This is a genomic window from Burkholderia sp. AU15512 (assembly GCF_002223325.1).
Lineage (GTDB): Bacteria > Pseudomonadota > Gammaproteobacteria > Burkholderiales > Burkholderiaceae > Burkholderia.
Genome location: NZ_NKEX01000005.1, coordinates 281,617 through 308,408 on the forward strand (window position 1 = coordinate 281,617; position 26,792 = coordinate 308,408).

General features: G+C 67.5%; 27 protein-coding genes and 1 pseudogene. 9 read left to right on the plus strand and 19 right to left on the minus strand.

Annotated elements, in window-relative coordinates; translation table 11 throughout:
- Window positions 1–265 precede the first annotated feature (265 nt).
- Window positions 266–943, minus strand: coding sequence for a TetR family transcriptional regulator (locus CFB43_RS18815; RefSeq protein WP_089496089.1), 678 nt, complete (start codon window positions 941–943; stop codon window positions 266–268).
- A gap of 48 nt (window positions 944–991) precedes the next feature.
- On the opposite strand from CFB43_RS18815, the gene CFB43_RS18820 reads away from it, so the two are divergent.
- Window positions 992–1,657 carry an O-methyltransferase gene (locus CFB43_RS18820; RefSeq protein ID WP_089496090.1) on the plus strand — a complete coding sequence of 222 codons (666 nt, stop codon included), beginning with the start codon at window positions 992–994 and terminating at the stop codon, window positions 1,655–1,657.
- Window positions 1,658–1,777: 120 nt separating this feature from the next.
- On the opposite strand, the gene CFB43_RS18825 is transcribed toward CFB43_RS18820, so the two are convergent.
- The 7 genes from CFB43_RS18825 to CFB43_RS18855 form a co-directional block, all read right to left on the minus strand.
- Window positions 1,778–2,314: a DUF3455 domain-containing protein gene (locus tag CFB43_RS18825; RefSeq protein WP_089496091.1), complete on the minus strand. Its 537-nt coding sequence runs from the start codon at window positions 2,312–2,314 to the stop codon at window positions 1,778–1,780.
- 177 nt (window positions 2,315–2,491) lie between these two features.
- Window positions 2,492–3,496 (minus strand): aldo/keto reductase, encoded by a 1,005-nt coding sequence (locus CFB43_RS18830; protein WP_089496092.1) that lies wholly within the window; start codon window positions 3,494–3,496, stop codon window positions 2,492–2,494.
- Window positions 3,497–3,518: 22 nt separating this feature from the next.
- Window positions 3,519–4,634, minus strand: coding sequence for an alkene reductase (locus CFB43_RS18835; protein ID WP_089496093.1), 1,116 nt, complete (start codon window positions 4,632–4,634; stop codon window positions 3,519–3,521).
- A gap of 72 nt (window positions 4,635–4,706) precedes the next feature.
- Window positions 4,707–5,513, minus strand: coding sequence for a 2,5-didehydrogluconate reductase DkgB (dkgB, locus tag CFB43_RS18840; RefSeq protein WP_089496094.1), 807 nt, complete (start codon window positions 5,511–5,513; stop codon window positions 4,707–4,709).
- Between the two features lie 133 nt (window positions 5,514–5,646).
- On the minus strand, window positions 5,647–6,606 hold the full coding sequence (locus CFB43_RS18845) for a TIGR03571 family LLM class oxidoreductase (protein WP_089496095.1): 960 nt from the start codon (window positions 6,604–6,606) through the stop codon (window positions 5,647–5,649).
- Between the two features lie 13 nt (window positions 6,607–6,619).
- Window positions 6,620–6,943: a MoaF-related domain-containing protein gene (locus CFB43_RS18850; RefSeq protein ID WP_089496096.1), complete on the minus strand. Its 324-nt coding sequence runs from the start codon at window positions 6,941–6,943 to the stop codon at window positions 6,620–6,622.
- 29 nt (window positions 6,944–6,972) lie between these two features.
- A complete protein-coding gene (locus CFB43_RS18855) occupies window positions 6,973–8,175 on the minus strand; it encodes an MFS transporter (protein ID WP_089496097.1) in 1,203 nt (400 codons plus the stop codon).
- 111 nt (window positions 8,176–8,286) lie between these two features.
- Here CFB43_RS18855 and CFB43_RS18860 point away from each other — a divergent pair, with 111 nt between their 5' ends.
- Window positions 8,287–9,234 (plus strand): LysR family transcriptional regulator, encoded by a 948-nt coding sequence (locus CFB43_RS18860; RefSeq protein WP_089496098.1) that lies wholly within the window; start codon window positions 8,287–8,289, stop codon window positions 9,232–9,234.
- 90 nt (window positions 9,235–9,324) lie between these two features.
- Here CFB43_RS18860 and zwf read toward each other — a convergent pair whose 3' ends face one another.
- A complete protein-coding gene (gene zwf / locus CFB43_RS18865) occupies window positions 9,325–10,800 on the minus strand; it encodes a glucose-6-phosphate dehydrogenase (RefSeq protein ID WP_089428943.1) in 1,476 nt (491 codons plus the stop codon).
- 282 nt (window positions 10,801–11,082) lie between these two features.
- Window positions 11,083–11,703: an FMN-dependent NADH-azoreductase gene (locus tag CFB43_RS18870; protein ID WP_089496099.1), complete on the minus strand. Its 621-nt coding sequence runs from the start codon at window positions 11,701–11,703 to the stop codon at window positions 11,083–11,085.
- A gap of 111 nt (window positions 11,704–11,814) precedes the next feature.
- Here CFB43_RS18870 and CFB43_RS18875 point away from each other — a divergent pair, with 111 nt between their 5' ends.
- Window positions 11,815–12,249, plus strand: coding sequence for a winged helix-turn-helix transcriptional regulator (locus CFB43_RS18875; RefSeq protein WP_089496100.1), 435 nt, complete (start codon window positions 11,815–11,817; stop codon window positions 12,247–12,249).
- 41 nt (window positions 12,250–12,290) lie between these two features.
- Here the strand turns inward: CFB43_RS18875 and CFB43_RS18880 are convergent, their stop codons facing one another.
- From CFB43_RS18880 to acuR, 3 genes are all read right to left on the minus strand, one after another.
- Window positions 12,291–12,869 (minus strand): peroxidase-related enzyme, encoded by a 579-nt coding sequence (locus CFB43_RS18880; protein ID WP_089496101.1) that lies wholly within the window; start codon window positions 12,867–12,869, stop codon window positions 12,291–12,293.
- Window positions 12,870–12,954: 85 nt separating this feature from the next.
- Window positions 12,955–13,938 carry an acrylyl-CoA reductase (NADPH) gene (gene acuI / locus CFB43_RS18885; RefSeq protein WP_089496102.1) on the minus strand — a complete coding sequence of 328 codons (984 nt, stop codon included), beginning with the start codon at window positions 13,936–13,938 and terminating at the stop codon, window positions 12,955–12,957.
- 45 nt (window positions 13,939–13,983) lie between these two features.
- Window positions 13,984–14,622 (minus strand): acrylate utilization transcriptional regulator AcuR, encoded by a 639-nt coding sequence (gene acuR / locus CFB43_RS18890; RefSeq protein ID WP_089496103.1) that lies wholly within the window; start codon window positions 14,620–14,622, stop codon window positions 13,984–13,986.
- Window positions 14,623–14,806: 184 nt separating this feature from the next.
- On the opposite strand from acuR, the gene CFB43_RS18895 reads away from it, so the two are divergent.
- A complete protein-coding gene (locus tag CFB43_RS18895) occupies window positions 14,807–15,997 on the plus strand; it encodes a M20 aminoacylase family protein (RefSeq protein WP_089496104.1) in 1,191 nt (396 codons plus the stop codon).
- A 55-nt stretch (window positions 15,998–16,052) separates the two neighbouring features.
- The gene (locus CFB43_RS18900) at window positions 16,053–17,384 is read left to right on the plus strand and encodes an MFS transporter (protein WP_089496105.1); all 1,332 of its coding nucleotides are present in this window, start codon (window positions 16,053–16,055) and stop codon (window positions 17,382–17,384) included.
- A gap of 46 nt (window positions 17,385–17,430) precedes the next feature.
- On the opposite strand, the gene CFB43_RS18905 is transcribed toward CFB43_RS18900, so the two are convergent.
- Window positions 17,431–18,351, minus strand: coding sequence for a LysR family transcriptional regulator (locus CFB43_RS18905; RefSeq protein ID WP_089428962.1), 921 nt, complete (start codon window positions 18,349–18,351; stop codon window positions 17,431–17,433).
- A gap of 136 nt (window positions 18,352–18,487) precedes the next feature.
- Between CFB43_RS18905 and CFB43_RS18910 the strand changes: the two genes are divergently transcribed.
- Window positions 18,488–19,261: a transporter substrate-binding domain-containing protein gene (locus tag CFB43_RS18910; RefSeq protein WP_089496106.1), complete on the plus strand. Its 774-nt coding sequence runs from the start codon at window positions 18,488–18,490 to the stop codon at window positions 19,259–19,261.
- 59 nt (window positions 19,262–19,320) lie between these two features.
- The gene (locus CFB43_RS18915) at window positions 19,321–20,436 is read left to right on the plus strand and encodes a succinylglutamate desuccinylase/aspartoacylase family protein (RefSeq protein ID WP_089496107.1); all 1,116 of its coding nucleotides are present in this window, start codon (window positions 19,321–19,323) and stop codon (window positions 20,434–20,436) included.
- A gap of 260 nt (window positions 20,437–20,696) precedes the next feature.
- On the opposite strand, the pseudogene CFB43_RS37795 reads toward CFB43_RS18915, so the two are convergent.
- Window positions 20,697–20,780: pseudogene (locus CFB43_RS37795) on the minus strand (IclR family transcriptional regulator); the annotation flags it as partial.
- A gap of 102 nt (window positions 20,781–20,882) precedes the next feature.
- Here CFB43_RS37795 and CFB43_RS18920 point away from each other — a divergent pair.
- Window positions 20,883–22,007 (plus strand): PDDEXK nuclease domain-containing protein, encoded by a 1,125-nt coding sequence (locus CFB43_RS18920; protein ID WP_226274766.1) that lies wholly within the window; start codon window positions 20,883–20,885, stop codon window positions 22,005–22,007.
- A 179-nt stretch (window positions 22,008–22,186) separates the two neighbouring features.
- Here the strand turns inward: CFB43_RS18920 and CFB43_RS18925 are convergent, their stop codons facing one another.
- The gene (locus CFB43_RS18925) at window positions 22,187–22,975 is read right to left on the minus strand and encodes an IclR family transcriptional regulator (protein WP_039367952.1); all 789 of its coding nucleotides are present in this window, start codon (window positions 22,973–22,975) and stop codon (window positions 22,187–22,189) included.
- Window positions 22,976–23,203: 228 nt separating this feature from the next.
- Here CFB43_RS18925 and pcaF point away from each other — a divergent pair, with 228 nt between their 5' ends.
- Window positions 23,204–24,406, plus strand: a complete 1,203-nt coding sequence (gene pcaF / locus CFB43_RS18930; protein WP_071331902.1) for a 3-oxoadipyl-CoA thiolase — start codon at window positions 23,204–23,206, stop codon at window positions 24,404–24,406.
- Between the two features lie 92 nt (window positions 24,407–24,498).
- Here pcaF and CFB43_RS18935 read toward each other — a convergent pair whose 3' ends face one another.
- The 3 genes from CFB43_RS18935 to CFB43_RS18945 all read right to left on the minus strand — a co-directional run bounded on the left by CFB43_RS18935 (window position 24,499) and on the right by CFB43_RS18945 (window position 26,523).
- Window positions 24,499–24,999: a DUF523 domain-containing protein gene (locus CFB43_RS18935; protein WP_373452554.1), complete on the minus strand. Its 501-nt coding sequence runs from the start codon at window positions 24,997–24,999 to the stop codon at window positions 24,499–24,501.
- A 109-nt stretch (window positions 25,000–25,108) separates the two neighbouring features.
- Window positions 25,109–25,669, minus strand: coding sequence for a GNAT family N-acetyltransferase (locus CFB43_RS18940; protein ID WP_089496110.1), 561 nt, complete (start codon window positions 25,667–25,669; stop codon window positions 25,109–25,111).
- Window positions 25,666–26,523: a class I SAM-dependent methyltransferase gene (locus CFB43_RS18945; RefSeq protein ID WP_089496111.1), complete on the minus strand. Its 858-nt coding sequence runs from the start codon at window positions 26,521–26,523 to the stop codon at window positions 25,666–25,668. Before CFB43_RS18945 ends, CFB43_RS18940 begins: the two co-directional genes overlap by 4 nt.
- Window positions 26,524–26,792 lie beyond the last annotated feature (269 nt).

A 26,792-nucleotide genomic window follows, 5' to 3' on the forward strand; every position in this document is an offset into this window, starting at 1 on the left:
TCAGCGCTTATATCGGCGTGCAACGGGGCTCCGTCGTGTCGACCCACGTGTATACGCCTAGTTCGAATCCGTTAAGGCGATTATTTGAATGCAGGGTCGACGGGCAAAGGGGAAGCGGGGGATGCATCGGAAATTACAAATGTCTTTCATGATGGCCGGGCAGGCCAGTGGAAGCAGGGGCGGTGACGGGACGCGCCGCCGCGCGCAACCTGCATTCGGACGATGGCGCCGTCGCGCAGGGGCGGTTTTCGTCGTCGCCTCGGCCTCAATTGTGCGCGAGATGGTCGAGGTAGGCGCGGAACATGTCGGCCATCGCGTTCGCATACGCGTCGATTTCATCGGGCGAGCGCTCGCTTTCCGAAAACGCCTTGCCGGCCGCGGTGAGCGTGGTGATGATCAGGTCGCATGCCAGTTCGCGCGTGGCGTCCGGTGCATCGGGCAGCGCCTCGCGCATGAACGCCTGGAAGATGCGGTTGCCGGCCGCCTTCGCTTCGTGTGCCTCGGGCGCGTCGCGATAGAGCGGCGCGGCGTCGTCGAGCGCGATGCGCATCCGCGCCTCGTCGCATTCCGAACGGATGAACGCGCGAACGGCCGTGCGCAGCCGCTCGGGCGGTGTCCGGTTCACGTCCTCCAGCATCCCGCGCAGCATCTCGGCCGTCTGCCGCCACTCTTCATGCTGCAGCCGGAACAGCACGGCCGCCTTGTTCGGGAAGTACTGGTACAGCGAGCCGACGCTCACGCCGGCGCGCTCGGCGACGCGCGCCATCGTGAAGCGCTGTGCGCCTTCGCTCGCCAAAACCTGAACAGCGGCCTGGAGGACGGCCTCGACGAGCTGGGTCGAGCGAGCCTGCCGAGGCTGCTTGCGCGTGGCAATCCGGGCGTTCGGGCGGTCGGTCATGCGTGGCTGGCCAATGCGAATAGTAAAACCTGAATAGTTCGTCATATTCTAACCAGGTGCACCGACGCACTCAACCTGAACCCGGAGATACGCATGACCACCCTGACGCTCGACCCGCTGGCCTCGCTGCTGGCACGCCTGTTCGACGAAGCCGACGCCTCGTCGCCTGCGACGAGCCCGGACTTCGCCAGCCTGTCGCGCGACGAGCAAGCGCGGCTGATGCGCAGCAAGACCGACTACACCGACTTGTATGCGCGCCTGAAGGACTATCCGCTCGCGGTGTCGCGCGAGACCGGCACGCTGCTGTACATGCTCGCGCGCAGCGGCGGCGCGCGGTCGATCGTCGAATTCGGCACGTCGTTCGGCATTTCGACGCTACATCTCGCGGCTGCGCTGCGCGACAACGGCGGCGGCCGGCTGATCACCAGCGAATTCGAGCCGTCGAAGGTCGTGCGGGCGCGGGCGAACCTGGCGGCGGCCGGGATGGCCGATCTCGTGGAGATTCGCGAGGGCGATGCGCTGCGCACGCTGGCCGCCGATCTGCCGGATTCGGTCGACCTGCTGCTGCTCGACGGTGCGAAGGCGCTGTATCCGGAGGTGCTTGCACTCGTCGAGCAACGGTTGCGGCCCGGCGCGTTCGTCGTTGCCGACAATGCCGATTTCAGCCCCGACTATCTCGCTTACGTGCGCTCGCCGGAGAACGGCTATCTGTCGGTGCCGTTCGGCGGCGATGTCGAGTTGTCGATGCGGATCGGCTGAGCATCACGGACGCTGAACGACGGCAGGCATCCGACCGTTAAGAATAGGATAACTGATCAATGTGATGCGAAAGTCGGACAATACCGCAGCGGCGCCCGGCGCGTCGGGCGCCGTCGCGCGTTATTTCAGGAACACGTAGCGCGCGAAGTACGGAAAGCGGCCGACCGCATGCTCGGTCGAACACGCTGCATCCGGCGGCATGCCGCCCGCGGTATCGAGCCGCTGCACGAAGCGCACGCCGGCGAGCGTGCCGGCCGCGGCCTTCGCGTCCGTTGCGGTCGGCGTCGCGGCGAGCAGGAGTTGCGGAATGCTGCCCGGGCGTGCGCTCGGCGCTTCCGCGAGTTTCTTGCCGGTGATGCGGCTACCGTCGAGCGCTTCCCATGACGGCCCCGTGCCGTGCCGGACGACGAGCGTGCCGCTCGCGTCGAACAGCATCGCTTCCGGGTGCTGGAACACCCACGCGAGCTTGTGTCCGGCATCGTAGTCGCACGTGTAGACCTGTAGGCCAGCCGCGGTCGTCGACAGCACGGGCGTGGCCGGCTGCGGCGGCGCGAGGCCGGCGGCGGCGTCGGCGCGGGCGGACGACGCGCAGAAGGCGAGTGCAACGCAGGCCGCGGCGGCCGGCAGCATGGGGCGTTTCGGGAAGCGGCTTCGCATGGCGAGGCATCCTTTCAGGGCGGGTGACGGGTATTCGTCGACGAACCCGTAAACGCTAGACGCCAATTGCACCGGCTGCAATGCGCAAATGGCAATCGTGCCGATAGCCGTTGCGATTGCGTGCGGCCCCGGATGCGCGGCCGTAGGGTGACGCGGCCGCGCCTGCGCGATTCAACCTCAATCCGAGCCAACCGGCGTCGGTGCCTGCGCGGCAATCAGGCGTTCGGCCTTCAGCACATCCCACAGTTCGGCCGGGATCGACATCGCCGCGAGACGCAGGTTGTCGGCGATGCGATCGGGCCGGCTTGCGCCGGGAATCGCGGCCGCCACGGCCGGGTGCGCGAGCGAGAATTGCAGCGCCACCGCGCGGACATCGACGCCGAATCGTTCGCAGATCCGGCGGATGCGCGCGACGCGGTCGCGCATGGCCTGCGTGGCCGGCTGATACTCGTAATGGGTGCCGCCCGCCAGCACGCCCGAGTTGTATGGGCCGCCGACGATGATCCCGAGCCCGCGCGCGGCGCTTTCCGGCATCAGCCGTTCGAGCGCGCCGGCATGGTCGAGCAGCGTGTAGCGGCCGGCGAGCAGGAAGCCGTCGGGGTCCGCGCGTTCGAGCGCGCGTTCGCACGGCTCGACGCGGTTCACGCCGAGGCCCCAGCCCTGGATCACCTTCTCGTCGCGCAGCCGCGTGAGCGCCCGGGCCGCGCCCGACATCGCGACGTCGAACACGTCGCGCCACGCGTCGCCGTGAAAGTCGACGGCCGGGTCGTGAATCCACACGGTGTCGAGCCGGTCGGTGCGCAGCCGCTTCAGGCTCGCGTCGATCGAGCGCAGCGTGCCGTCTTCGGTGTAGTCGTAGACGATCCGGTTCGGCAGCCCGTGGCGGAACAGGCCGCCTTTTTCGCCGAGATCGCGTTGCGATGCGTCCTCGTGTTCGTCGAGGACGAGCCGGCCGACCTTGGTGCCGAGCGAATACGCGTCGCGCGGGCGACCCGCGAGCGCTTCGCCGAGGCGCAGCTCGGCGAGGCCGGCGCCATACAGCGGTGCGGCGTCGAAGTAGCGGATACCGCTTTCCCACGCTGCGTCGACCGTGGCCAGCGCTTCTTCGTGCGGGATGTCGCGGTACATGTTGCCCAGCGGCGCGGTGCCGAAACCCAGGCGGGAAGGGAGCGTGATTCTCATGAGCAGTCTCGGGTAGGCCGATTCAGGCCGCGGCCTGGGCCAGCGTCGGATAGTCGGTCAGCCCGCGCTCGCCGCCGCCGAACAGCGTATTGCGGTCGTGCGGTGTGAGCGCGGCACCGGTGCGCAGCCGCTCGGGCAGGTCGGGGTTCGCGACGAACGGGCGGCCGAACGCGACGAGGTCGGCCCAGCCGGCGGCGATCGCTTCGCGGGCGCGCTCGGCGGTGTACGCGCCGGCATAGATCAGCACGCCCGGGAACGCGGCGCGCAGTTGCCGCTTGAATTCGACCGGCATCAACGGCGCGTCGTCCCAGTCGGCTTCCGCGATGTGCAGGTAGCCGACGCCGAGTTCGCCGAGCAGCGTTGCAGCGGCGAGGTAGGTCGTTTCCGGATCGTCGTCGACGCAGCCGTTCAGCGTCGTCAGCGGCGCGAGGCGAATGCCGACGCGCGACGCGTCGCCCGTGCCGTCGATCAGCGCCTGCGTGACGTCGCGCAGGAAGCGCAGCCGGTTTTCGAGCGAACCGCCGTACGCGTCGGTGCGCGTGTTGGCATTCGAGTCGATGAACTGGTTCACGAGATAGCCGTTCGCGCCGTGCAGCTCGACACCGTCGAAGCCGGCCTCGATCGCATGGCGCGCGGCGGCGCGGTATTGATCGCCGATCTCGCCGATTTCGTCGATCGTCAGCGCGCGCGGCTCGGACGCCTGCACGAAGCCCGGCGTGCTGCCGTCTTCACCCGCGATGAACACGTTCACGCCTTTCGCCTGGAGCGGCGAAGACGACACCGGCTGCCGGCCACCGAGCAGGCTCGTGTGGCTCAGCCGGCCGACGTGCCACAGCTGCGCGAAGATCCGGCCGTGCGCGGCATGCACGGCGTCCGTCACCTTGCGCCAGCCGGCGACCTGCGACGGCGTGTGAATGCCGGGCGTCCACGCGTAGCCCTTGCCGAGCGGCGCGATATAAGTGCCTTCGCTGACGATCAGGCCCGCGCTCGCGCGCTGCGCGTAATACGCGGCCATCAGTTCGTTGGCTTCGTCGCCGGGCTGGCTGGCGCGCGAGCGCGTCATCGGCGGCATCACGATGCGGTTCGGCAGCGTCAGCGCGCCGAGTCGCAGCGGTTGGAAAAGCGGGTCCTGGGTCATGGTGCTGATGTCCTGTCGGTGCCGCGCCCGGCGGGCCACGGCGAATCAAAGGGTGAGTGGCGGGCGGCGCGTTCAGTCCCACTTCGGCGCGAGGCCGGCCGGGTCGACTTCGCGGCCGTTGCGTTCGAGCGCGGCGATCTGCGCCATGTCTTCGTCGGTCAGGCGCAGCGTCTGCGCGAGCAGATTGCTCGCGAGGTTCTCGCGCTTCGTCGACGACGGGATCACCGAGTAGCCGAGTTGCAGCGCCCACGCGAGCGCGACCTGGGCGGGCGTCGCGTCGTGACGCTGCGCGATCGCGCCGATCACCGGATCGCCGAGCACCTTGCCGTATGCGAGCGTCATGTACGACGTGACGTGGATGCCTTCGGCGTTCAGGAATTCGACGAGCTTGCGGTTCTGCAGGTACGGGCTCAGCTCGATCTGGTTCGTCGCGATCGTGTCCTTGTCGACGGCCGCGATCGCTTCCTTCGTCAGCGCGATGTTGAAGTTCGAGATGCCGATCCGGCGCGTGAGGCCCTGCGCCTTCGCATCGGCGAGCGCGGTCATGAACGTGTCGAGTGCGACGCCGTTGTCGGGGGCCGGCCAGTGGATCAGCGTCAGGTCGACGTGGTCGGTGCGCAGCTTGCGCAGGCTTTCCTCGAGGCTCGGCACGAGCTTGTCCGGCGCGTAGTGGTCGACCCAGATCTTGGTCGTGAGGAACAGCTCGTCGCGGCGTACGCCCGACGCGGCGATCGCTTCGCCGACTTCGGCTTCGTTGCCGTAGATCTGCGCGGTGTCGATCGCGCGGTAGCCGACTTCGAGGCCGTTGCGGACCGAGTCGATGACCGTCTGGCCTTGCAGGCGGAACGTACCGAGGCCGAATGCGGGAATCTTGCTCATCAGGTGCTCCTGGGAGAGTGGAACGGGTTCGCTATGGAAGTCATTCTGGCGTGTTGGATTGGTGAGATAAACGCCGTTGCAGGTCAAAAATATTTGATCTGGAATCAAGTATCGGGAGCCGCTCGGGGCGGTGTCATGCAGCGCGCGTCCGTGCGTTTTCATCCGCATGGAACACCGGCAGCACCTCCGCCGCGATCTCGGCCATCGTCTCGTCGAGCGGACGCAGGTTGCGGCGGAAATGCAGGCCGATGTGCCGCACGCCCGCGTCGCGCATGGCCGCCAGCTCCCCGATGAGCGCGAGACGCCCCGCGCGGGCGCCGAAGCGGTGACGCTGCAGCGGCGCGTGCGGGTCGTCCGCGAGGTCGAGGTGGAGGAAGCTCACGTACGGCTTGTCGCCGGCCACCGCGCGCCAGTTCGCGGCGCGCTGCCGGTGGTCGTCCGGCGTGCCGGGATACGCGAGGCAGCCGTCCATGTGCTCGCCGATCCACGCGGGCGTTTGCTGCGCGAGACCGGCGACGAGCAGCGGCAGCGGCGCACGGGCGGCGGGCAGCACGTCGAGGCCGGGCGGCAGATGCCCGCGCGCGCCGGCGCGCAGCAGCGCGATCTGGTCGCGGAAATTCGCGCCGCGCGATGCGAAGTCGCGGCCGAACAGCGAATATTCGACCGGCCGGTCGCCGCTGGCGACGCCGAGCAGCAGGCGGCCGCCGCTCAGTTCCTGGATCGTCGCGGCCGATTTCAGCGTGAGCAGCGGCTCGCGCAGCGGCAGCACGACGGCCGCCGTGCCGAGCAGGATGTCGTTCGTGATGCCGGCGAGGTAGCCGAGATACGAGAAGGTTTCGAATACCTGCGCGGCGTCGCCGAACGCGGGGTCGTACACCGGCACGTCGCGCACCCAGAGCGCGCGGAAGCCGAGCGTGTCGGCCCGTTGCGCGAGCGTCGCGTGGCGCGCGAGGTCGGGTACGCCGGGGTAGCGACGGTCGTGCTGGCGCTTCGCGTTGCCGGCCGGCGACCAGTCGTTGTCGAGCGGCAGTTCGATGCCGATGCTGAAGCCGCCATCGGCGAGTTTGTCGAGTGCGGTGAGGGAAGGGGACATGGTCGGGCTCCGTTCAGATCGCGCGCAGGCTGCCTTCGAGCCGATAGAAATCGAGCGACGACGCGGTGAAGAAAGACCGCGACGTGCCGGCGGCGAAGTCGTCGAGATGTACGACCGTCGCGCGGTCGGCTTCCTGCCACGAGATCGCGTAGGTATCGCCGGCGATGTGCAGCCACGTGTAGGCGACTTCGCCTTTCGCACCCGCGTACGGGCCTTCGGTGATCTCGTAGCGCATGTGGCGGCCGTCGTCGTCGTACGCGTTGAGCGCGGTGAGGCCGTCGTAGCGCACTTCGAACGTCTTGCCGGCGAACGGCGGGCGTGGGCTCGATGCGTTCATGTGTGCACACTCCTGCAAGAAAGTGACGTTCAGTGCGCGAGCTGGACGGGTTCCGCCGTGCGTTCCGGCAGGCCTGCGCTGCGGTCGAGGCGACCGCTCAGTGCGGTGAGTGCGAATGCGCCGAGCGTGACGGCTGCCGCGATCCATGGCGTATGGCCGAGGCCGACGTGCGCGACGATCACGCCGCCGAGTGCCGAGCCGCCCGCGACGCCGAGGTTGAACGCGGCGATGTTGAAGCCGGATGCGACATCGATGGCGTCGGGCGCGAAGTGCCGTGCCTGCTTCACGACGTACACCTGCAGGCCCGGCACGTTGCCGAACGCCACCGCGCCCCACGCGAGCATCGTCAGCACGGCGAGCCATTTCACGTGGATCGTGAAGGTGAGCGCGAGCAGCACGATCGCGAGCAGCAGGAAGATCCGCTTGAGCGCCTTCACGGGGCCGACGGCGTCCGCGAGCTTGCCGCCCCACACGTTGCCGAACGCGACCGACACGCCGTAGCCGACGAGCACGAGGCTCACTTGCGACGGCGTGAAGCCGGCGATCTGCTCGAGCAGCGGGGCCATGTACGTGAACGCGATCAGCGAGCCGCCGTAGCCGACGGCCGTCATCGCGTAGACCAGCAGCAGGCGCGGCTGCGCGAGCACGCGGAACTGGCGGCCGAGCGGCGCGGGCGCCGTTTGCGGCAAGCCGCGCGGCACGAAGGCCACCGCGCCGACGAACGCGACGAGGCCGAACAGCGCGACGACCAGGAACGTCGCGCGCCAGCCGAAGTGCTGGCCGATGAAGGTGCCGAGCGGAATGCCGGCGACGAACGCGACGGTCATCCCGCTGAACATCGTCGCGATCGCGCTGGCGGCCTTCTCCTTCGGCACGAGCGTGGTCGCGATGATCGAGCCGACCGAGAAGAACACGCCGTGCGCGAGGCCGGTGAGAATGCGCGCGACGATCAGCGATTCGTAGCCGGGCGCCTGCCACGCGACGAGGTTGCCGACGGTGAACAGCGCCATCAGCGCGGCGAGCAGGGTCTTGCGCGGCACGCGGCCGGTGAGCGCGGTGAGGAGCGGCGCGCCGATCGCGACGCTCAGTGCGTAAAGGCTGACGAGCAGGCCGGCGGACGGCAGGCTGACGCCGAGGTCGGCGCCGATCGTCGGGATCAGCCCGACGATCACGAATTCGGTGGTACCGATGGCAAATGCGCTGATGGTCAGCGCAAGCAGGGCGAGTGGCATGACGGGTGCTCCAGGGTCCGGTGAGGATGGAGCGCAGTGTGCCGACTTTACTTTTGCTGAAAAACAGGTCTATAAACCAAATTGTTTTGATTTGAAATCAAGAATGCAGCGATGAAGATTACGCTCGACGAACTCCAGGCCTTTGCCGCCGTGGTCGATTCCGGTTCGATCACGGCAGCCGCGCAGCAGCTCGACCTCACGGTGTCGGCGACGAGCCGCACGCTCGGGCGGCTCGAGGAGAAGCTGAAGACCACGCTGCTGCGCCGGACCACGCGCCGGCTCGAGCTGACCGAGGAAGGGCGCGCGTTCCTGCAGGATGCGCGCGCGATCATCGAATCGGTCGAGACGGCGGAAGAGCAGATGCTCGCGCGGCGCGAGATGCCGTCGGGACGGCTGCGCGTGGACGCGGCGACGCCGTTCATGCTGCACGTGATCGTGCCGCTCGTGCGCGGCTACCGCGAACGCTTCCCGAAAGTCGAGCTGGAGCTGAACAGCAACGAGGGCATCATCGACCTGCTGGAGCGGCGCACCGACGTCGCGTTCCGGATCGGCCGGCTGAAGGATTCGACGCTGCACAGCCGCCGCATCGGCACCAGCCGGATCCGCATGCTCGCGAGCCCCGCGTACGTGGCGGCGCACGGCCAGCCGCGCAAGGTGGAGGATCTCGACAAGCACACGCTGCTCGGCTTCACGCAGCCCGAATCGCTGAACGTGTGGCCGATCCTCGGCACCGACGGCGAGCCGTGCCGTATCGAGCCGGGCATCCGCTCGTCGAGCGGCGAGACGCTGCGGCAGCTGGCGCTCGACGGCGCGGGGGTCGTCTGCCTGTCGGATTTCATGACCGCGCCGGATCGCGACGCGGGCCGGCTCGTGCAGGTGCTCGCGCGCCAGACGCTCGAGGTCGAGCAGCCGATCCACGCGGTGTACTACCGCAATACCGCGATCTCGTCGCGGATCGCGTCGTTCGTCGATTACCTGATCGAAGCGCTGGGCGGCAGCGGAAGTGGCAACGATGCGCCGGGGCGGCGCAAGGCGGCGTCGTGGATGGAGCCGCGCTAGGCGGCGGCCGGGACGACGGGGCGGGTTACGCCCCGTGCGATTTGGCGTGCGATCCGGCGTTCCGTACTCCGGCACGCCGTCGCGTGGCGGTTACGCCTCTTCGGACCAGGACATCCCGTCGCGCGCGAGCAGCGCCGACGAAGCCGCGGGCCCGAACGTGCCGGCCGTGTACAGACGCGGTCGATCACCGAGTTGCTTCCAGCCGTCGAGGATCGGCTCGACCCACGACCACGCGGCTTCGAGCTCGTCGCGGCGCATGAAGTGCGTGAGGCGGCCGCGGATCACGTCGATCAGCAGACGCTCGTACGCTTCCGCGCGCCGCTCCGGAATCGCCTGCTGCAGGTCGAGGTTCAGGCTGACGGGCACCATGTTCATCCCGCTGCCCGGTTCTTTCGCGAGCATCTGCAGCTGGATCGACTCTTCCGGCTGGAGCTGGATCACGAGACGGTTGCTGTAGTGGCGCGGGCCGGTCGGGATGATCGAGAACGGCATGTCCGCGAACTCGATCACGATTTCCGACTGGCGGCGCTGCAGCCGCTTGCCGGTGCGCAGGAAGAACGGCACGTTCGCCCAGCGCCAGTTGTTGATGTGCGCGCGCAGCGCGACGAAGGTTTCCGCGCGGCTGTCCGCCGGCACGTTGTCTTCCTCGAGATAGCCCTTCACCGGCTGGCCGTCGACCGCGCCGGCCGTGTACTGGCCGCGCACCGTGTCGCGCGCGACGTCGGCCACCGCCATCGGTCGCAGCGAGCGCAGCACCTTCAGCTTCTCGTCGCGCACCGCGTCCGGGTCGAGCGACACCGGCGGCTCCATCGCGACGATGCACAGCAGCTGCAGCAGGTGGTTCTGCACCATGTCGCGCAGCGCGCCGGTATGGTCGTAGAAGCCCGCGCGGCTGCCGACGCCGACCGTCTCCGCCACCGTGATCTGCACGCTGCGGATGCTCGGCGCCTGCCACAGCGGCCCGAAGATCGGGTTGCCGAAGCGCAGCACCATCAGGTTCTGCACGGTTTCCTTGCCGAGATAGTGGTCGATCCGATAGATCTGCGATTCCTCGAAGTGCTTGCCGACCGCATCGTTGATCGCCTTCGCGGACGCGAGATCGTGGCCGAGCGGCTTTTCGAGGACGACGCGCGAGTGCTTGTCGACGAGATGCGCGGCCGACAGGTTGTCGCAGATGGTGGTGAACAGCTCCGGCGACGTCGACAGGTAGAACACGCGGATCGCATCGCCGCGCGCCGCTTCCGCGAGCCGCAGGTAGTCGTCCGGCGCGTTCACGTCGATCAGCACGTACTTGAACAGGTCGAGGAAACGGCTCCAGGCCGCTTGATCGAACGCCTTTTCGTCGATGAACGGACGCGACTGCTCGTCCATGAACTTGCGATAGCCGTCGATGCCCCAGTCGCGGCGGCCGACCGCGATGATGCGCGTCTCGGGCGGAAGGTTGCAGTGCAGGTGCGCCATGTACAGCGCGGGCAACAGCTTGCGGGCGGCCAGGTCGCCGCCGCCGCCGAAGATGATCATGTCGACGGGCCGGTCGGCTCCGGTCTGGGTAGGCTGATTCGTCATGGGAGGTTCGCGGTGTGAAACGGGGAACGTGAAACGAACGTCGGAGGCGTCGGGCGCCGGTACGGCAAAACCCTAATAGTGCACGCTTTTGATGGATTGCGTGCGTGTCCGTTTACGGTCGCGAAGCGGCGGGGGGCGTAGTGCCGTCGAAGGGACAGGAGTGAGCGCTGACATCGGGTTGGCTCGCCGGGAGCGGCAAGCAGCCGTTCGGCCCCGGCGCGTGAGGGCGGGCGTCGGCTGGCGCCCGCCCGCGTGCGGCGATCGACGGGCGCTGCCGTTGCCTCAACCCGCCTGTTCCACCAGCGCCTGCACGTCGTGCCCGGCCTTCGCGATGGCCGCTTGCACCGCATCGGCGCCCAATACGGTGCCTTCCATGCGGACTTCGCGGATGTCGGTGATCCCGATGAACCCGAGCAGATGCTTCAGATAGCCGGACTGGTAGTCGAACGGTGCATACGGGCCTTCCGAAAAGACGCCGCCGCTGGCGGTGACCAGATAGGCCTGCTTGCCTTCCACCGTGCCGGCGACGCCGCTTTCGCCATAGCGAAACGTGACCTGCGGCCAGATCACGCGGTCGAACCACGCGCGCAGCTGCGTGGACGGGCCGAAGTTGGTCATCGCGGAGCCGATCACGACGATGTCGGCGGCGCGCAGTTCGTCGACCAGCGCTTGTGCCAGCTCGACGGCCTGCACTTGCTCGGCGTTGCGCGCGTCGGGCGGCAGCATGCGGCCGACGATGTAGGCATCGTCGATATGCGGCAGCGGATCGGTGGAGAGGTCGCGCAACGTCACGGTGCTGTTTGCGTTGCGCGCCGCGAGTTGCCGCGCGAGGTCGTGCGCGACGCGCGTGGACAGGCTGTCGGTGCTGCGGGGGCTGGAGGTGATCAGCAGGATGCGGCTCATGAGCGTTCCTTTCGGGATAAGATGAGAACCTGGTAACTTTTGATAACTCAGTTACCGAAAAGCATGTGGAATGCTAGGGTTCGCGCCCGGGCCCCACAAGAACGCACAGGCTTGTGCCCCAGTCACATCGATGTTCCTGCCACCATGCCCCGACCCAGCGAAGACGGCTGCCAGGCGACCCGCCAGATCCTCGATCGCATTGGCGACAAGTGGAGCCTCTACATCATCGCGACGCTGAACGACGGTTCGCGGCGCTTCAACGAGCTGAAACGCGAGATCGAAGGGATTTCGCAGCGCATGCTGACGCTGTCGTTGCGCGGACTGGAGCGCGACGGGCTGGTCACGCGGACGGTGTTCCCGACGATTCCGCCGCGCGTCGACTATGCGCTCACGCCGCTCGGCGCAACGCTGCTGGAGCCCGTCATGGCGCTCGTCAGGTGGGCGGAGCAAAACAAGGAGCCGATCGCGCAAGCGCGCGAGCGTTTCGACGAGGCGGCCGATGCGGCGCCGAAGCCGGGCGAGGGCGTCGTTTACCGCAGTCGCTAGGGGCGGGGCGCGGGCGCCGCGTCCCCGAGCGTCGCGTGCGCTCAGCGCCCCAGCGCGTAGAACTCCGCATTCGGCCGCATGTTCGTCACGTTCGCGATGCGGTTGGACATGCCGAAGAAAGCCGAGATCGCCATGATGTCCCACACGTCTTCTTCGACGAAGCCGTGCGACTTGAGCGCGTCGAAGTCCGCTTCGCCCACCCCCTGCGCGGCCTGCGACACCTTCATCGCGAAGTCGAGCATCGCCTTCTGCCGGGCGGTGATATCGGCCTTGCGGTAGTTGGTGGCGACCTGGTCGGCGATCAGCGGATCCTTCGCGCGAATGCGCAGGATCGCCCCGTGCGCGATCACGCAGTACTGGCACTGGTTCGCGCTGCTGGTGGCCACGACGATCATCTCGCGCTCGGCCTTGCTCAGGTTGCCCGGCTTGTCCATCAGCGCGTCGTGGTAGGCCATGAACGCGCGAAACTCGTCCGGGCGATGCGCTAGCGTCAGGAATACGTTCGGGATGAAGCCCGATTTTTCCTGGACGGTCGCGATGCGTTCGCGAATGTCCTCGGGTAAGTCTTCGAGCGCGGGCACGGGAAAGCGGCTGATGGGGGCGGTGTGTGCGGCGGTCATGAGGTCTCCTGGATAACGTGGCGCGGGCGGACTCGATGCGCGAGCCGCCGTTCGAATAAAGAAACGCCGGTGATCGTCAGCGGCGTCACGCGTTGACGTCGACGACGACGCGGCCGCGCACCTTGCCGTTGATCAATTCCCCGGCAAGCGGGACGACGTCGCGCAGGCCGACCTGGTGGCTGATCGCGCCCAGCTTCCCGACGTCGAGGTCGGACGCGAGCCGGCGCCACGCTTCCAGGCGGTCGGCGCGCGGGCACATGACGCTGTCGATCCCGACGAGCGTGACGCCGCGCAGGATGAACGGCATGACGGTCGCGGGGAAATCGAAGCCCGCGGCCAGGCCGCAGGCGGTCACGACGCCGCGGTAGCGCGTGGTCGCGCACACGTTGGCGAGCACGTGGCTGCCTGCCACGTCGACCGCGCCGGCCCAGCGCTCCTTGCCCAGCGGCTTGCCGGGCTCGCTGAATTGCGAGCGTTCGAGGATCTCCGCCGCGCCGAGCTGCCGCAGGTAGTCGGCATCGGCGGGGCGGCCCGTCACTGCGACCACGCGATATCCCAGCTTGGTCAGGATGGCGGTGGCGACGCTGCCCACCCCGCCTGCCGCGCCGGTCACCACGATCTCGCCGTCGTCCGGGCGCACGCCGTGTCGCTCCAGCGCCATCACGCAGAGCATCGCGGTGTAGCCCGCCGTGCCGATGGCCATCGCCTGTTGCGGCGAAAAGGCGGACGGCAGCGGCACCAGCCAGTCGCCGTCGACGCGGGCTTTCTGCGCGAGGCCGCCCCAATGCGTTTCGCCGACGCCCCAGCCATTGAGCACGACCTGATCGCCGGGGCGATAGTCCGGGTGCGTGCTCGCTTCGACTTCGCCAACCAGATCGATGCCGGGCACCATCGGGAACTTGCGGACCACCGGGCTCTTGTCGGTGATCGCCAGCCCGTCCTTGTAGTTCAGCGTCGAATAGGCGACGCGGATCGTCACGTTACCCGCGGGCAACTGCGCGTCGTCCAGCGTATGCAGCCGCGCGTGCTGGCCGGTTTCGTCCTTGTCGATCACGATGCCCTGGAACATGCGTCCTCCTTTCTAGACCGATCGTCTAATAAATGGTAAAAAAATTCAGTGGCGAGGCAATCCATTGAAGAAAAACTGCGCGAACAGCACGAGCGGCCCGTCGCTGCGCTCCAGCTTCGCGCGCAGCACGGCGCCTTCCCAGCCGATCCAGAAGAATGCGGCCAGCTCGGCGGGATCGGCCGAACCCGCCAGTTCGCCGGCTTGCTGCGCGGCGACCAGGCATTCGGCGAGGCGCCGTTGCCAGTCCTCGAACGTGGTGCGCAGGCGTTCCCGGAAGCTTTCCGGCAGCGTGCCCATTTCCTGTCCGAGGTTACCGATCAGGCAGCCGCGGCTGTACGCGTAGCGGGCCATGCCGTCGCGGGCGTCGTCGACGAACGCGCGCACGCGCGCCAGCGGCGAGCGTTCTGGCTGGCTGAAATGGCGATCCAGCTTGCGGGCGAAGAACTCAGCGTAACGGTCGATCAGTTCGAGGCCGAACGCTTCCTTGCTGTCGAAGTAGTGATAGAAGGAGCCCTTCGGCACGCCGGCGCGCCCGAGGATCTCGTCGAGCCCGGTGGCGGAAAAGCCTTTTTCGGTGAGGATCTCGAGCCCGGTGCGCAACAGCATGTCACGCGTGGCGACGAGATCGTCGTGCTGCTTGGGTGGCCTGCCGCGGCGGCGAGGCGGATCGATTCGAGCGTCCATGGCCGAATAATAGACCGTTCGTCTCGAAAATCAATGGGTCGTGTGTCGTCCGTACTAACCCTGATTAAAAAACCTTATCGCGGTGAAAAATTCCGCATCTTATTGAACCGATATCGGCTCGCTATAGTGGCTCGCTTTCCCGCACGCACCGTTGCGTGCGCAGACAAACAGCAGGAGCCTCTTGATGCCCACCGATACCCGATTCACCGAAGTCGAGGATCTGTTGCCCGCCGCCGGCGGGTTGCGCGAGATCCGTCACCACATCCATCACCACCCCGAACTCGCGTACGAGGAGCACGACACGGCCGCGCTCGTCGCCGAGAAGCTCGAACAGTGGGGCTGGCAGGTGACGCGCGGGGTCGGCAAGACGGGCGTGGTCGGCACGCTGCGCGTGGGCGACGGCACGCGCAGCATCGGCATTCGCGCCGACATGGATGCGCTGCCGATCATCGAGGCGACGGGGCTGCCCTATGCGAGCGGCACGCACGGCAAGATGCACGCGTGCGGCCACGACGGCCACACGACGATGCTGCTCGGCGCCGCGCAGCACCTCGCGAAGACCCGCAACTTCTCCGGCACCGTGCACCTGTATTTCCAGCCGGCGGAGGAGCATGGCGTCGACAGCGGCGCGAAGAAGATGATCGACGACGGCCTGTTCGAGCGCTTCCCGTGCGACGCGGTGTTCGGCATGCACAACCATCCGGGCGCGGCACCGGGCGTGTTCCTCACGCGGCGCGGCCCGTTCATGTCGGCTGGCGACAAGGCGATCATCACGATCGAAGGCGTCGGCGGCCACGCGGCCCGGCCGCACCTGACGGTCGATCCGGTGGTCGTCGCGGCGAGCATCGTGATGGCGCTGCAGACGATCGTCGCGCGCAACGTCGATCCGTCGCAACCGGCGGTCGTCACGGTCGGCTCGATGCACGCGGGCACCGCGAACAACGTGATCCCGAACGGCGCGCGCCTCGAACTCAGCGTGCGCTCGTTCAGCCCCGACGTGCGCGCGCTGCTCAAGCGCCGCATCACCGAGCTGGCCGAAACGCAGGCCGCGAGCTACGGCGCAACCGCGCACGTCGAATACATCGAAGGTTATCCGGTCGTCGTCAATACGGATGCCGAAACGGATTTCGCCGCGCAGGTCGCGCGCGAACTCGTCGGCGACGCGCATGTGGTCGAGCAGACCGACCTGCTGATGGGCAGCGAGGATTTCGCGTTCATGCTGCAGCAGCGGCCGGGCTCGTTCGTGCGGCTCGGCAACGGCGAAGGCGAGGACGGCTGCATGGTGCATAACCCGAAATACGACTTCAACGATCGCAACCTGCCGATCGGCGCGGCGTTTTGGACGCGCCTCGTCGAGCGTTACCTCGGGCAGTGATCGCGGCGGCGGCGCGGGGCCGGCGCTTCCGGCGCATTGACAGGAGAGGATAGCGATGCAGAAAGACCATCTCGCGCTGCACCCCGCGTCGACGGGCGTGGCCGAAGCCGGCGCGCCAGGCGCACCGGCCGTCACGCGGCGCGGTGCGATTGCCGCGGCCGTGATCGGCAACTGGCTGGAATTCTTCGATTTCACCGTGTACGGCTTCTTCGCGGTGCTGATCGGCAAGCTGTTCTTCCCGTCGAGCGACCCGACCACGTCGCTGCTGCTGTCGGTCGCGACGTTCGCCGCCGGCTTCTTCACGCGGCCGCTCGGCAGCGTCGTGCTCGGCGTCTACGCGGACCGCAAGGGGCGCAAGGCCGCGCTGAACCTGACGATCATGCTGATGGCGCTCGGCACGGGCCTGATCGCGATCGCGCCGACGTATGCGCAGGTCGGCGTGGCCGCGCCGCTGCTGGTCGTGTTCGCGCGGCTGATGCAGGGCTTCTCGCAGGGCGGCGAATTCGGCGCGGCGACGTCGACGCTGCTCGAACAGGGCGGCACGTCGCGCCGTGCGTTCCGCGCGAGCTGGCAGCTCGCGACGCAGGGCGGCGCCGCGCTGATGGGTTCGGGTTTCGCGGCGCTGCTGTCGAACACGATGACGAAGGATGCGCTGGAAGGCTGGGGCTGGCGCTTGCCGTTTCTCGTCGGCGTGCTGATCGCGCCGGTCGGGATGTTCTTGCGCCGCCGGCTCGCCGACGATGCGCCCGGCGACAGCCATCACGGCATCGAACGCGGCGTGCTGCACGAGCTGTTCTCGAAGCACACGCGCACGGTGCTGCTGCTGATGCTCACGGTAATGGGCGGTACGGTGTCGACCTACATCCTGACGTTCTACATGCCGACCTACGCGATTCACACGCTCGGCCTGCCGATGAAGCTGTCGATGTTCGTCGGCGTCGCATCGGGCTGCGTGATGCTGGTCACGTGCCCGCTGTTCGGCTGGCTGTCGGACAGGCTCGGCAGCCGGCGCCTGCCGATCTTCGTCGGCCGCGGCGTGCTGGTCGCCTTGCTGTTCCCGGCGTTCTGGCTGATGAACCATCACCCGACGCTGTCGGTGATCCTGCCGCTGACCGCGCTGATGCTGCTGTTCTATTCGCTCGGCTCGGCGTCGGAAATGGCGCTGATGTGCGAGTCGTTGCCGCGCCACGTGCGCGCGACCGGCATCTCGATCGCGTATGCGCTCGCGGTAACGATCTTCGGCGGCACCGCGCAGTTGATCGCGACCTGGCTCGTGAAGACGACCGGCAGCAAGCTCGCGCCGGCCGGTTACGTGGCCGCATGCGTGGTGCTGTCGCTGATCGCGGTGGCGATGCTGCGCGAGACGGCGGGGGATTCGATCGACTGATTCGCGGCGCAGCGCAGCACGACGGGCGGCCGGCGGCAATACGCGCTTACCGCCCGCGCACCACCCTCAGGTACGACGCGAGCATCGTCGCGAGTTCCTGCGCGGCCGGCGTCAGCGGCACGGCCGCGCGCTGCAGCAGGCAGATGTCCTGCGATTCGGCCTGTTCGCGCACGGGCACCTTCGCGAGCGCGCCGGCAAACGGCCCGTGCCGCGTCACGGCTTCGGTTTCGAGCGACAGGCAATCGGTCTGCGTGACGAGCTGCAGCGTCTCGAACATTCCTTCGACGGTGGCGAGGATCTTCGGCGGCGGCAGGCCGTGCACGTCGAAGTACGCGAGCAGCCGGTTGACGACGGGATCGGCGCTGAGATTCGGCGAGCGTGTCGACACCCACGCGTAGTCGGCCAGTTCGGCGAGCGATTGCGCATGCATCGCCGGATGCCCGTTGCGGCACACGACCACCGGCGCGGATGCACGCAGCGGCGTAACCGCGAGATCGGTCGTGTCGGTCTGCTTCGCGACCAGCGCGATCGCGAAATCGACCGCGCTTTCCCGCAGCCAGCCGATCATCATCCGCGACGTGCCGGTGCGCAGGTGCACGTCGACCTTGTCGAAGCGCGCGCGGAACGCGCTCAGCACCGGCGCGAACGCATCGATCAGCGGTTCGGCCACGAGGCCGAGCGTGACGGTGCCTTCATACGCGCCGCTCAGTTGCCGGATTTCCCGCTCGACCTGCTCGCATTCGCCGAGGATCGACCCGGAGCGCGCGAGCAGCCGCTGGCCGACGGCCGTCGGCACGATCCCGCGATTGGTGCGCGTGAACAGCGTCGCGCCGAGCGTCGCCTCGAGGCTCTGCAGCTGCTGCGTGACGCCGCTCTGCGCGAGGTCGAGCGCGCGTGCGGCCGCGCGCAGGCTGCCGTGCTCGACGACGGCCTGGAAGATGCGGAGCTGGGAGAGCGTGAACGCCATGGGCAAGCGCGGGGCCGGTGATCGGGAAAAGTGATCATGATAAGGCAGCGGGCGATTCCGGCGGCGGCGTGTGCGCACTACGATCGCAGGCAGTCCGCCTCGTGCCGTTTGCCCATCGTCCCGCCCTTCGTCGACCATGAAACGTCCCTTCCTGTCGCTCGTTTCCCTATGCCTTGCGCTCGCGGCTGGTTCCGCGCACGCACTCGATGCGCGCCCCGTGCGCCTCGGCATCGATCCGACCTATCCGCCGATGGATTCGAAGGCGCCCGACGGCAGCCTGAAGGGCTTCGACGTCGATCTCGGCAACGAGATCTGCCGCCGCGCGCAGTTGCGCTGCCAGTGGGTCGAGCTCGAATTCTCCGGGATGATTCCCGCGCTGCAGGCGCGCAAGATCGACGCGATCCTGTCGTCGATGGCGATCACCGAGAAGCGCGAGAAGCAGATCCTGTTCTCGTCGAAGCTGTTCCGCTTCAAGTCGCGGCTCGTCGCGCGGCCCGGTAGCGGCGTCGACAGCACGACCGCATCGCTTGCGGGCAAGCACGTCGGCGTGCAGTCGGGCACGCAGTTCGAATCGTGGGCGCTCGCGCACTGGGCGCCGGCCGGTGTCAGCGTGATGCCGTACAAGAGCCAGGACGACGTGTTTGCCGATCTCGTCAACGGCCGCCTCGACGCGGCGTTGCTCGGCACCGTGGAAGCCGACTACGGCTTCCTGCGCACGCCGAAGGGCAAGGGCTTCGCGTTCGTCGGCGCGCCGCTCGACCTGGGCGATCGCGGCGTCGGCATCGGCATGCGGCAGTCGGATACGGCGCTCAAGGCCTCGATCGACGGCGCGATCGCATCGATGCTGACGGACGGCACGTACGACCGGATCGCCAGGAAGTATTTCGACTTCAACCCGTACGGCGACTGAGCGCCGAGTCACGCCGCCGTTTCACCCGCTTCCCCGTTTTCATCCGTTCGAGACCATCGATGCAGATTCGCACCACGCCGCTCCTGTCACCGTCGATCGGCACGCAGCGCACGCTGACGAGCTTTCATTTCGGGCCGGCCGACACCGGCCGCAAGATCTACCTGCAGGCCGCGCTGCACGCGGACGAGACGCCCGCGATGCTCGCGGCGTTCGTGCTGAAGCGGCGTCTCGCGCAGCTCGATGCCGACGGCCGGCTCGCGGCCGAGATCGTGCTCGTGCCGGTGGCGAACCCGGTCGGCCTCAATCATCATCTGCTCGGGCAGTTCATCGGCCGTTTCGATCTGGCGAGCGGCCGCAACTTCAATCGCGGCTTCCTGCCGCTCGCGGAGATCGCCGCGCGTGTGCGTGACCGCCTCGGCGACGACGGCGAACACAATCGCGCGATCGTGCGCGAATGCGTCGGCGTGGCGCTCGACGAGATCGCGCCGCGCACGGAGTTCGATGCGCTGCAGCTCACGCTGCTGAAGTTGTCGCTCGATGCCGATGTGGTGATCGACCTGCATTGTTCGCTCGAAGCGGTGATGCACGTGTACACGAGCGACACCGCATGGCCGGAGGTCGAGCCGCTCGCGCGTTATCTCGGTGCGGACGTGTCGCTGCTCGCCGAGGATTCGGGCGGGCACGCGTTCGACGATGCGCATCACCTGCTGTGGACGCAATTGCGGCAGCACTTGCCGGCAGGCACGCCGATGGCGGCGGGCACCGTGGCCGTGACGGTCGAGTGCCGCGGCCAGCGCGACGTGACCTACGAATATGCGGAACGCGATGCCGATGCGCTCGTCGACTATCTCGTGTGGCGCGGCGCGGTACGCGGCGAGCGCACGCCCCTGCCGCCGCTCGCCGCGCCCGCCACGCCGCTCGCAGGCAGCGAGCAGTTCCATGCGCCGGTGAGCGGGATACTCGTGCACCGCGCGGCGATCGGCGCGACGATCCGCGCCGGCGATCCGCTGTTCGATATCGTCGATCCGCTGACGGACGCGATCACGACGATTTCGAGCGGCACCGACGGCGTGTTCTACATGCGCCGCGCGATTCGTTTCGTCACGGCTGGCGCACCGCTGGGCCGCGTGACAGGCACGGTGCCGGTACGCAAGGGGATGTTGCTGGGCGCGTGAGCGGCGCGGTGTCCTACCCGTGTGCGACGCGGTTTCGTTCTTGTCAAATTGACTGCGGTTCCGTGCGTCACTAAATTGTGCGGCGCGGAGTTCGCTCCGTGTTCCGTGAGAAGAACGTTGTAACCAAGTGGAGTTGATACGGGCAGCCCTGGGCTGCCCGTTTTTTTGCTCGAATTGTCGTATTGCTGATACGACAATTCGAGCCGGATGCGTCGTTGCCCCGGTCATTCGGGAAGCCGCACGTCATGCCGGCCCGTTGTTTACCCCCGCCGCGCCACCAGCTCCGACACCGTCTGCGCGGCCTGCTGCAGCGGCCCGAGAAACTCCTTCACCATCTGCTTCGCGTACAGGTGCAGCGTATTTTCGTTCGTGTCAGATAGACCGAGTCTTGCCCCGTCACTAAATTGTGTTGCGCGGTCATCTCCGTGTTCCGCGGAGGGGATCGCATGGGCAACAGGACGCTTTCTATGACAACCGCGAAAAGATCTGTCGTGCCGGCCGGCTATGCCGGCATCCATAGTGGCATCGTCGAATTGCTCGAGGCCGCACGCCATGCGGCGGCCCGCAAGGTCAATGCGCTGATGACGGCGAGTTATTGGGAAATTGGTCGCCGTATCGTCGAGGCTGAGCAGCAGGGAAGGCGGCGCGCAGGATATGGCGAGCAGTTGATCGAGCGCCTCGCGAACGATCTCACCGGGCGGTTCGGTCGCGGGTTCAGTCGCCAGAACTTGCAGCAAATGCGGTCGTTCTTCGTGACCTGGCCAATTCGCCAGACAGTGTCTGGCGAATCTTCCCCGGCACCGGTACACCCGAGGCGGCTCGACGAACTGGCGCAGTGCTTCACGCTGCCGTGGTCGGCCTATGTGCGGCTGCTGTCGGTCAAGGACGACCAGGCCCGTCGGTTCTACGAGGCCGAAGCCCTGCGTGGTGGATGGAGCGTGCGCCAGCTCGACAGGCAGATCGGCAGCCAGTTCTACGAACGCACGGCGCTGTCCCGGGACAAGGCTGCGATGCTGGTCAAGGGCGCGGTACGCAAGCCGGCGGACGCCGTTACCCCCGACGACGCGATCAAGGATCCTTATGTGCTGGAGTTTCTGGACCTCAAGGACGAGTACTCGGAGTCGGACCTCGAAGCTGCGCTGATCGAGCGGCTGGAAGATCTTCTGATCGAGCTCGGCGAGGAGTTTGCTTTTGTCGGGCGTCAGCGCCGGTTGCGTATCGACCAGACCTGGTATCGGGTGGACTTGCTGTTCTTCCATCGTCGGCTGCGCTGTCTCGTCATCGTCGACTTGAAGCTCGGCAGCCTGACCCACGCGGACGTGGGCCAGATGCATCTGTATTGCAACTACGCCAAGGCGCACTGGACGCTTCCTGACGAGAACCCGCCGGTGGGTCTGATCCTTTGCGCCGACAAGGGGCACGCACTTGCGCGGTATGCGCTGGAGGGTTTGCCCACCAAGGTCATGGCAGCAAACTATCGAACCGTGCTACCGGATGCGGAGTTGTTGCAACGAGAGTTGGAGAACACGCGGCGCATGCTGGAGTCTCGCGTCAAGCCGCTCCGAAGATAGCGGAGCACGCCGATACGGGCGGCCGCGTCGGCTTGGCGGGAGTGTCTCGGTCTGCATCGGAGCGCCATCTCTGCCGGCGCAGTGTTGACGACGATACCCACAGCGTTGCCGCTCCGCCCATGTCGAAGAACCAGCAGGGCGGCAACGGCTTCATCGTCGCCGTGCGTGGCGGCTTGTACTCACCCCCGCCGCGCCACCAGCTCCGACACCGTCTGCGCGGCCTGCTGCAGCGGCCCGAGAAACTCCTTCACCATCTGCTTCGCGGTATGCCGCTGCGCGTTGCCGCTGATGTTCATCGCCGCGATGATCTGCCCGCGCCGATTGCGGATCGGCGCGGACAACGACATCAGGCCCACTTCGAGTTCCTGGTCGACCACCGCCCAGCCCTGCTGGCGCACCTGCGCGATCGCCGCCTTCAGTTCGCCGAGATCGGTGATCGTGCGCGGCGTATGCGCGCGGATGCCGCTTTGCGCGAGCGTCTCGTCGAGCTCGGCGTCGTCGAGCGCGGACAGCAGCACGCGGCCCATCGACGTGCAGTACGCGGGCAGCCGGCTGCCGATCGACAGGTTGATCGTCATGATCTTGCGCGTCGGCACGCGCAGCACGTAGACGATCTCGGTGCGGTCGAGCACGGCCGCCGAGCAGCTTTCGTGGATCTGCGCGGACAGCTGCTCCATCACGGGATCGGCGAGATTCCAGAACGGCATCGACGTGAGGTACGCGAAGCCGAGCTCGAGGATCTTCGGCGTGAGCCGGAACAGCCGGCCGTCGGCCTCGACGTAGCCGAGCGTCTGCAGCGTGAGCAGGATCCGGCGCGCGCCCGCGCGCGTGAGCCCGGTGGCCGAGGCAACCTCGGTGAGCGTCTGCTCGGGACGGGCCGCGTCGAATGCGCGGATCACCGCGAGGCCGCGCGCGAACGACTGGACATAGGAGTCGCCGGGTTTCGTCTGAGTGTCTTCGGTTGTCATGAGCGCCTGGAATATCGTGCAGCCGAGAAGATAGCGCATGGGGCCTGACACGCCAACCGCGCGGCGGACCGCGCGCTTGACAGGTCGTCCCCGCACTCCCTATGATGCGGTGAACGTTCGATACACGATCTTATGTTCGTATATAGAACATTTAAGCGCATCCCGACGGGCAATGCAAGGGGCGCGCCCTGTTCATTCCCCCAGCCTGTCCTGGGACCGGAGACACTGATGACCGAAGCTTTTCTGTGTGATGCGATCCGTACGCCGATCGGGCGTTACGGCGGTGCACTGTCCGGCGTGCGCGCCGACGATCTGGGCGCGGTGCCGCTCAAGGCGCTCGTCGAGCGCAACCGCGACGTCGACTGGACGGCGATCGACGACGTGATCTACGGCTGCGCGAACCAGGCCGGCGAGGACAACCGCAACGTCGCGCGCATGTCGGCGCTGCTCGCAGGGCTGCCGCAGGGCGTGCCGGGTTCGACGATCAACCGCCTGTGCGGTTCCGGGATGGATGCGGTCGGCGTGGCCGCGCGTGCGATCAAGTCCGGCGAGGCCGCGCTGATGGTCGCGGGCGGCGTCGAGAGCATGACGCGCGCGCCGTTCGTGATGGGCAAGGCCGCGAGCGCGTTCGCGCGCCAGGCCGACATCTACGATACGACGATCGGCTGGCGCTTCGTCAATCCGCTGATGAAACAGCTGCACGGCGTCGATTCGATGCCCGAGACGGCCGAAAACGTCGCGGTCGACTACAACATCAGCCGCGCCGACCAGGACCTGTTCGCGCTGCGCAGCCAGCAGAAGGCCGCGCGGGCGCAGCAGGACGGCACGCTGGCCGAGGAAATCGTCGCGGTCACGATTGCGCAGAAGAAGGGCGATCCGCTGGTCGTGTCGCGCGACGAGCATCCGCGCGAGACGTCGCTCGAAACGCTGGCGAAGCTGAAGGGCGTCGTGCGCCCGGACGGCTCGGTGACGGCCGGCAATGCGTCGGGCGTCAATGACGGCGCCGCCGCGCTGCTGCTCGCGAACGAGGAAACCGCGAAGCGCTTCGGCCTGACGCCGCGCGCTCGTGTGCTGGGTATCGCGACGGCCGGCGTCGCGCCGCGCGTGATGGGCATCGGCCCCGCGCCGGCCACGCAGAAGCTGCTCGCCCGGCTCGGGATGACGATCGACCAGTTCGACGTGATCGAGCTGAACGAGGCGTTCGCGTCGCAAGGTCTCGCGGTGCTGCGCATGCTCGGCGTGGCCGATGACGATCCGCGCGTGAACCCGAACGGCGGCGCGATCGCACTGGGCCATCCGCTCGGCGCGTCGGGCGCGCGTCTCGTGACGACCGCGATGTATCAGCTGCATCGCACGAACGGCCGCTTTGCGCTGTGCACGATGTGCATCGGCGTCGGCCAGGGCATCGCGATCGCGATCGAGCGCGTCTGACCTGCGTCACACGGCGAAGGGGCAGCGCACGCGCCGCTTCGCGCTATCCGAATCGATGCGCGGCACGAGGGTTCTCGTGCCGCGCATCGTCGTTAACCGGCCTGCGACAACTGCTTGAGGCGCGCATCGAGCGCGTCGATCTCGGTGTCAGCGAACACTTCGATGCCGTGCTCGCGCAGCAACGCCGCCGTGACACCGGCGCCCGCGTGCCGCCGGTTCTCGAAACTTCCGTCATAGATGAACGTGCTGCCGCACGACGGACTGCCGTCGGCCAGGATCGCGAAGCGGCAATCGTGCGTGCGCGCGAGGGCCAGCGCGGTGTGCGCGCCGGACACGAACGGCGCCGTCACGTCGGTGCCGTTCACGTCGACGATGCGCGCGGCGCCAGCCAGCACCCGCTGCCCCGATTCGCCGCCGGCGATTTCGGCGGGCGGGCGCGGCACGCTGAAGCCGCCGGCCAGTTCGGGGCAGACGGGCACGAGACGCCCTTCGCGCTGCCACCGTTCGAGCGCCTCATACGCGGCGGTCTTGGCCGAGCCGTTGTAGCGGACCGGATGACCGATCACGCACATGCTGACGAGGATCTTCGGCATGGCTTGCGGCTGCGCTTCGTTTTGCAATTTCACTCTCCGTGATGCGGCGATAGCCGATAGCGGCCGTGGCAAAGCGGGAAATTCCACGCTTCAACCGTGCGCCGGTGCGTCAGGCCGTCGGTCCTTCCAGGTGAATGTCTTCCGGCTCGAGCGCGTACAGCGCCGGGTCGGGCGATGTGCTGACCGTGAAGCCGAGCCGCAGGTAGAAGTCGATCGTGTTTTGCGACGGCGTCGCGGACACATACAGGCGCGCAGCGCCCATCGCGCGCGCCTGCTCGCGGGCCGCGCGGTAAAGCTGCTCGCCGAGCCCGCAGCCGCGCCAGTCGTGGCTCACGTGCAGGAACTTCAACTGCAGCATGTCGCCGTGCGGGCCGAGCGGCTGGCTGTCGACGAAGACCGCCGCGACGAGCCGCGCGCCGTCGAACCTGCCGACGCACCAGCCGCCGCGATCGTGGCAGTCGAGCAGGATCGGCGTGTAGTGGTCGGCTTCGCCGTCGGGCCAGCCCGCGACGTCATAAAAGTCGGGAACGAGATGCAGCGTGCCGTCGCGCAGCACGTACAGGTGCTCGATGATCTCGCGCCGGTCGATGGTCCACACGAGCGGCACGTCGTCGCGCGTGAGCAGGCGGGTGGACAGTGCGTCGCGTTCGGCAGCGGTGCGGCGCGTCATGCGGCCTCCCGATGCGCGGCGATCGCATACATCAGCGGCAGGCGCGGCATGTGATCGGGCGGCACCATCCGGCGGCCGTCCAGCTCGCGCATGTCGTCGAAACCCTTCCAGCCGTTCGCGTACGGATATTCGGTCAGGCGGTCGATCGCGAGCCCGGCCGATACGAGCGCGTTCACGACATCGCCGATGCCCCACATGAACTCGTAGCTCGGATGCGGGTTCGCGAAATCGACGACGCCCGGATGGTCGTGCTGCGCGCCGAGCCCCGTGCCGGATGCGGCAACGTAATCGCCGACACCTGCCGGCTCCTCGGTCGCATCGCCATTGAAATAGTCGTAGTGCGGCTTCCAGTGTTCGTCGAAATACAGCGCGAACGGATGGAACTCGACCATCGCGAAACGGCCGCCGGGCGCGAGCAGCGCGGCGATCCCGCGGGCCCACGCGTTCAGGTCGGACAGCCAGCAGATCGCGCCGTACGACGTGAACACGCGCTCGAAGCGCTCGCCGCGCGCCGCGGCCTCGGGCATCCAGTCGAGCACGTCGGCGCGCTCGAAGCGTGCGGGCAGGCCCGCGTCGGCCGACAGTTGCCGTGCGAAGGCGATCGCTTCGTCGGAGATGTCGACGCCCGTCGCGTCCGCGCCGTCGCGCACGAGGCTCAGCGTGTCCTGCCCCGCGTTGCACTGCAGGTGCAGGAGCCGCAGCCCGCTGACGTCGCCGAGCAGTTCGCGTTCTTCCGGGAAGAGCGTCGAGCCGCCCGCGCGAAAAAATGCGGCCTGATCGCCTTTATGACTGTTATGCGCGACTGTCGCCGTATTCCAGGACAGCCGATTCAGTTCGTGCAATGCCTTTTTCATCGAATTCGAATACCGATTGAATGGAGCAGGATAGACGGAATCGTTTCGCCGCGTGCAACGGCCGACGGCGTTGGCGTGCCGTGCGGCCTGGCTGGGCGGTGCGGCGTGACATGCGGATGAACACGCGCAGCGAATATTGCCGGATTATTTGATCGAAATCATGGTGGCCGCCGAATTGAATATTTTATGCGATCAAAGGGTAAGGTTTTTCCCCAATATGCCGACAGTAAGATGAAGACCGTCGTAAAGCGATAAACCGTTTTTCGGCT

Excerpts from the sequence above, each read along its gene's own strand:
- CFB43_RS18815 (WP_089496089.1), bottom strand. The coding sequence starts at position 943 with ATGACGAACTATTCAGGTTTTACTATTCGCATTGGCCAGCCACGCATG.
- CFB43_RS18820 (WP_089496090.1), top strand. The coding sequence starts at position 992 with ATGACCACCCTGACGCTCGACCCGCTGGCCTCGCTGCTGGCACGCCTG.
- CFB43_RS18825 (WP_089496091.1), bottom strand. The coding sequence starts at position 2,314 with ATGCGAAGCCGCTTCCCGAAACGCCCCATGCTGCCGGCCGCCGCGGCC.
- CFB43_RS18830 (WP_089496092.1), bottom strand. The coding sequence starts at position 3,496 with ATGAGAATCACGCTCCCTTCCCGCCTGGGTTTCGGCACCGCGCCGCTG.
- CFB43_RS18835 (WP_089496093.1), bottom strand. The coding sequence starts at position 4,634 with ATGACCCAGGACCCGCTTTTCCAACCGCTGCGACTCGGCGCGCTGACG.
- dkgB (WP_089496094.1), bottom strand. The coding sequence starts at position 5,513 with ATGAGCAAGATTCCCGCATTCGGCCTCGGTACGTTCCGCCTGCAAGGC.
- CFB43_RS18845 (WP_089496095.1), bottom strand. The coding sequence starts at position 6,606 with ATGTCCCCTTCCCTCACCGCACTCGACAAACTCGCCGATGGCGGCTTC.
- CFB43_RS18850 (WP_089496096.1), bottom strand. The coding sequence starts at position 6,943 with ATGAACGCATCGAGCCCACGCCCGCCGTTCGCCGGCAAGACGTTCGAA.
- CFB43_RS18855 (WP_089496097.1), bottom strand. The coding sequence starts at position 8,175 with ATGCCACTCGCCCTGCTTGCGCTGACCATCAGCGCATTTGCCATCGGT.
- CFB43_RS18860 (WP_089496098.1), top strand. The coding sequence starts at position 8,287 with ATGAAGATTACGCTCGACGAACTCCAGGCCTTTGCCGCCGTGGTCGAT.
- zwf (WP_089428943.1), bottom strand. The coding sequence starts at position 10,800 with ATGACGAATCAGCCTACCCAGACCGGAGCCGACCGGCCCGTCGACATG.
- CFB43_RS18870 (WP_089496099.1), bottom strand. The coding sequence starts at position 11,703 with ATGAGCCGCATCCTGCTGATCACCTCCAGCCCCCGCAGCACCGACAGC.
- CFB43_RS18880 (WP_089496101.1), bottom strand. The coding sequence starts at position 12,869 with ATGACCGCCGCACACACCGCCCCCATCAGCCGCTTTCCCGTGCCCGCG.
- acuI (WP_089496102.1), bottom strand. The coding sequence starts at position 13,938 with ATGTTCCAGGGCATCGTGATCGACAAGGACGAAACCGGCCAGCACGCG.
- acuR (WP_089496103.1), bottom strand. The coding sequence starts at position 14,622 with ATGGACGCTCGAATCGATCCGCCTCGCCGCCGCGGCAGGCCACCCAAG.
- CFB43_RS18895 (WP_089496104.1), top strand. The coding sequence starts at position 14,807 with ATGCCCACCGATACCCGATTCACCGAAGTCGAGGATCTGTTGCCCGCC.
- CFB43_RS18900 (WP_089496105.1), top strand. The coding sequence starts at position 16,053 with ATGCAGAAAGACCATCTCGCGCTGCACCCCGCGTCGACGGGCGTGGCC.
- CFB43_RS18905 (WP_089428962.1), bottom strand. The coding sequence starts at position 18,351 with ATGGCGTTCACGCTCTCCCAGCTCCGCATCTTCCAGGCCGTCGTCGAG.
- CFB43_RS18910 (WP_089496106.1), top strand. The coding sequence starts at position 18,488 with ATGAAACGTCCCTTCCTGTCGCTCGTTTCCCTATGCCTTGCGCTCGCG.
- CFB43_RS18915 (WP_089496107.1), top strand. The coding sequence starts at position 19,321 with ATGCAGATTCGCACCACGCCGCTCCTGTCACCGTCGATCGGCACGCAG.
- CFB43_RS18920 (WP_226274766.1), top strand. The coding sequence starts at position 20,883 with ATGGGCAACAGGACGCTTTCTATGACAACCGCGAAAAGATCTGTCGTG.
- CFB43_RS18925 (WP_039367952.1), bottom strand. The coding sequence starts at position 22,975 with ATGACAACCGAAGACACTCAGACGAAACCCGGCGACTCCTATGTCCAG.
- pcaF (WP_071331902.1), top strand. The coding sequence starts at position 23,204 with ATGACCGAAGCTTTTCTGTGTGATGCGATCCGTACGCCGATCGGGCGT.
- CFB43_RS18935 (WP_373452554.1), bottom strand. The coding sequence starts at position 24,999 with ATGCCGAAGATCCTCGTCAGCATGTGCGTGATCGGTCATCCGGTCCGC.
- CFB43_RS18940 (WP_089496110.1), bottom strand. The coding sequence starts at position 25,669 with ATGACGCGCCGCACCGCTGCCGAACGCGACGCACTGTCCACCCGCCTG.
- CFB43_RS18945 (WP_089496111.1), bottom strand. The coding sequence starts at position 26,523 with ATGAAAAAGGCATTGCACGAACTGAATCGGCTGTCCTGGAATACGGCG.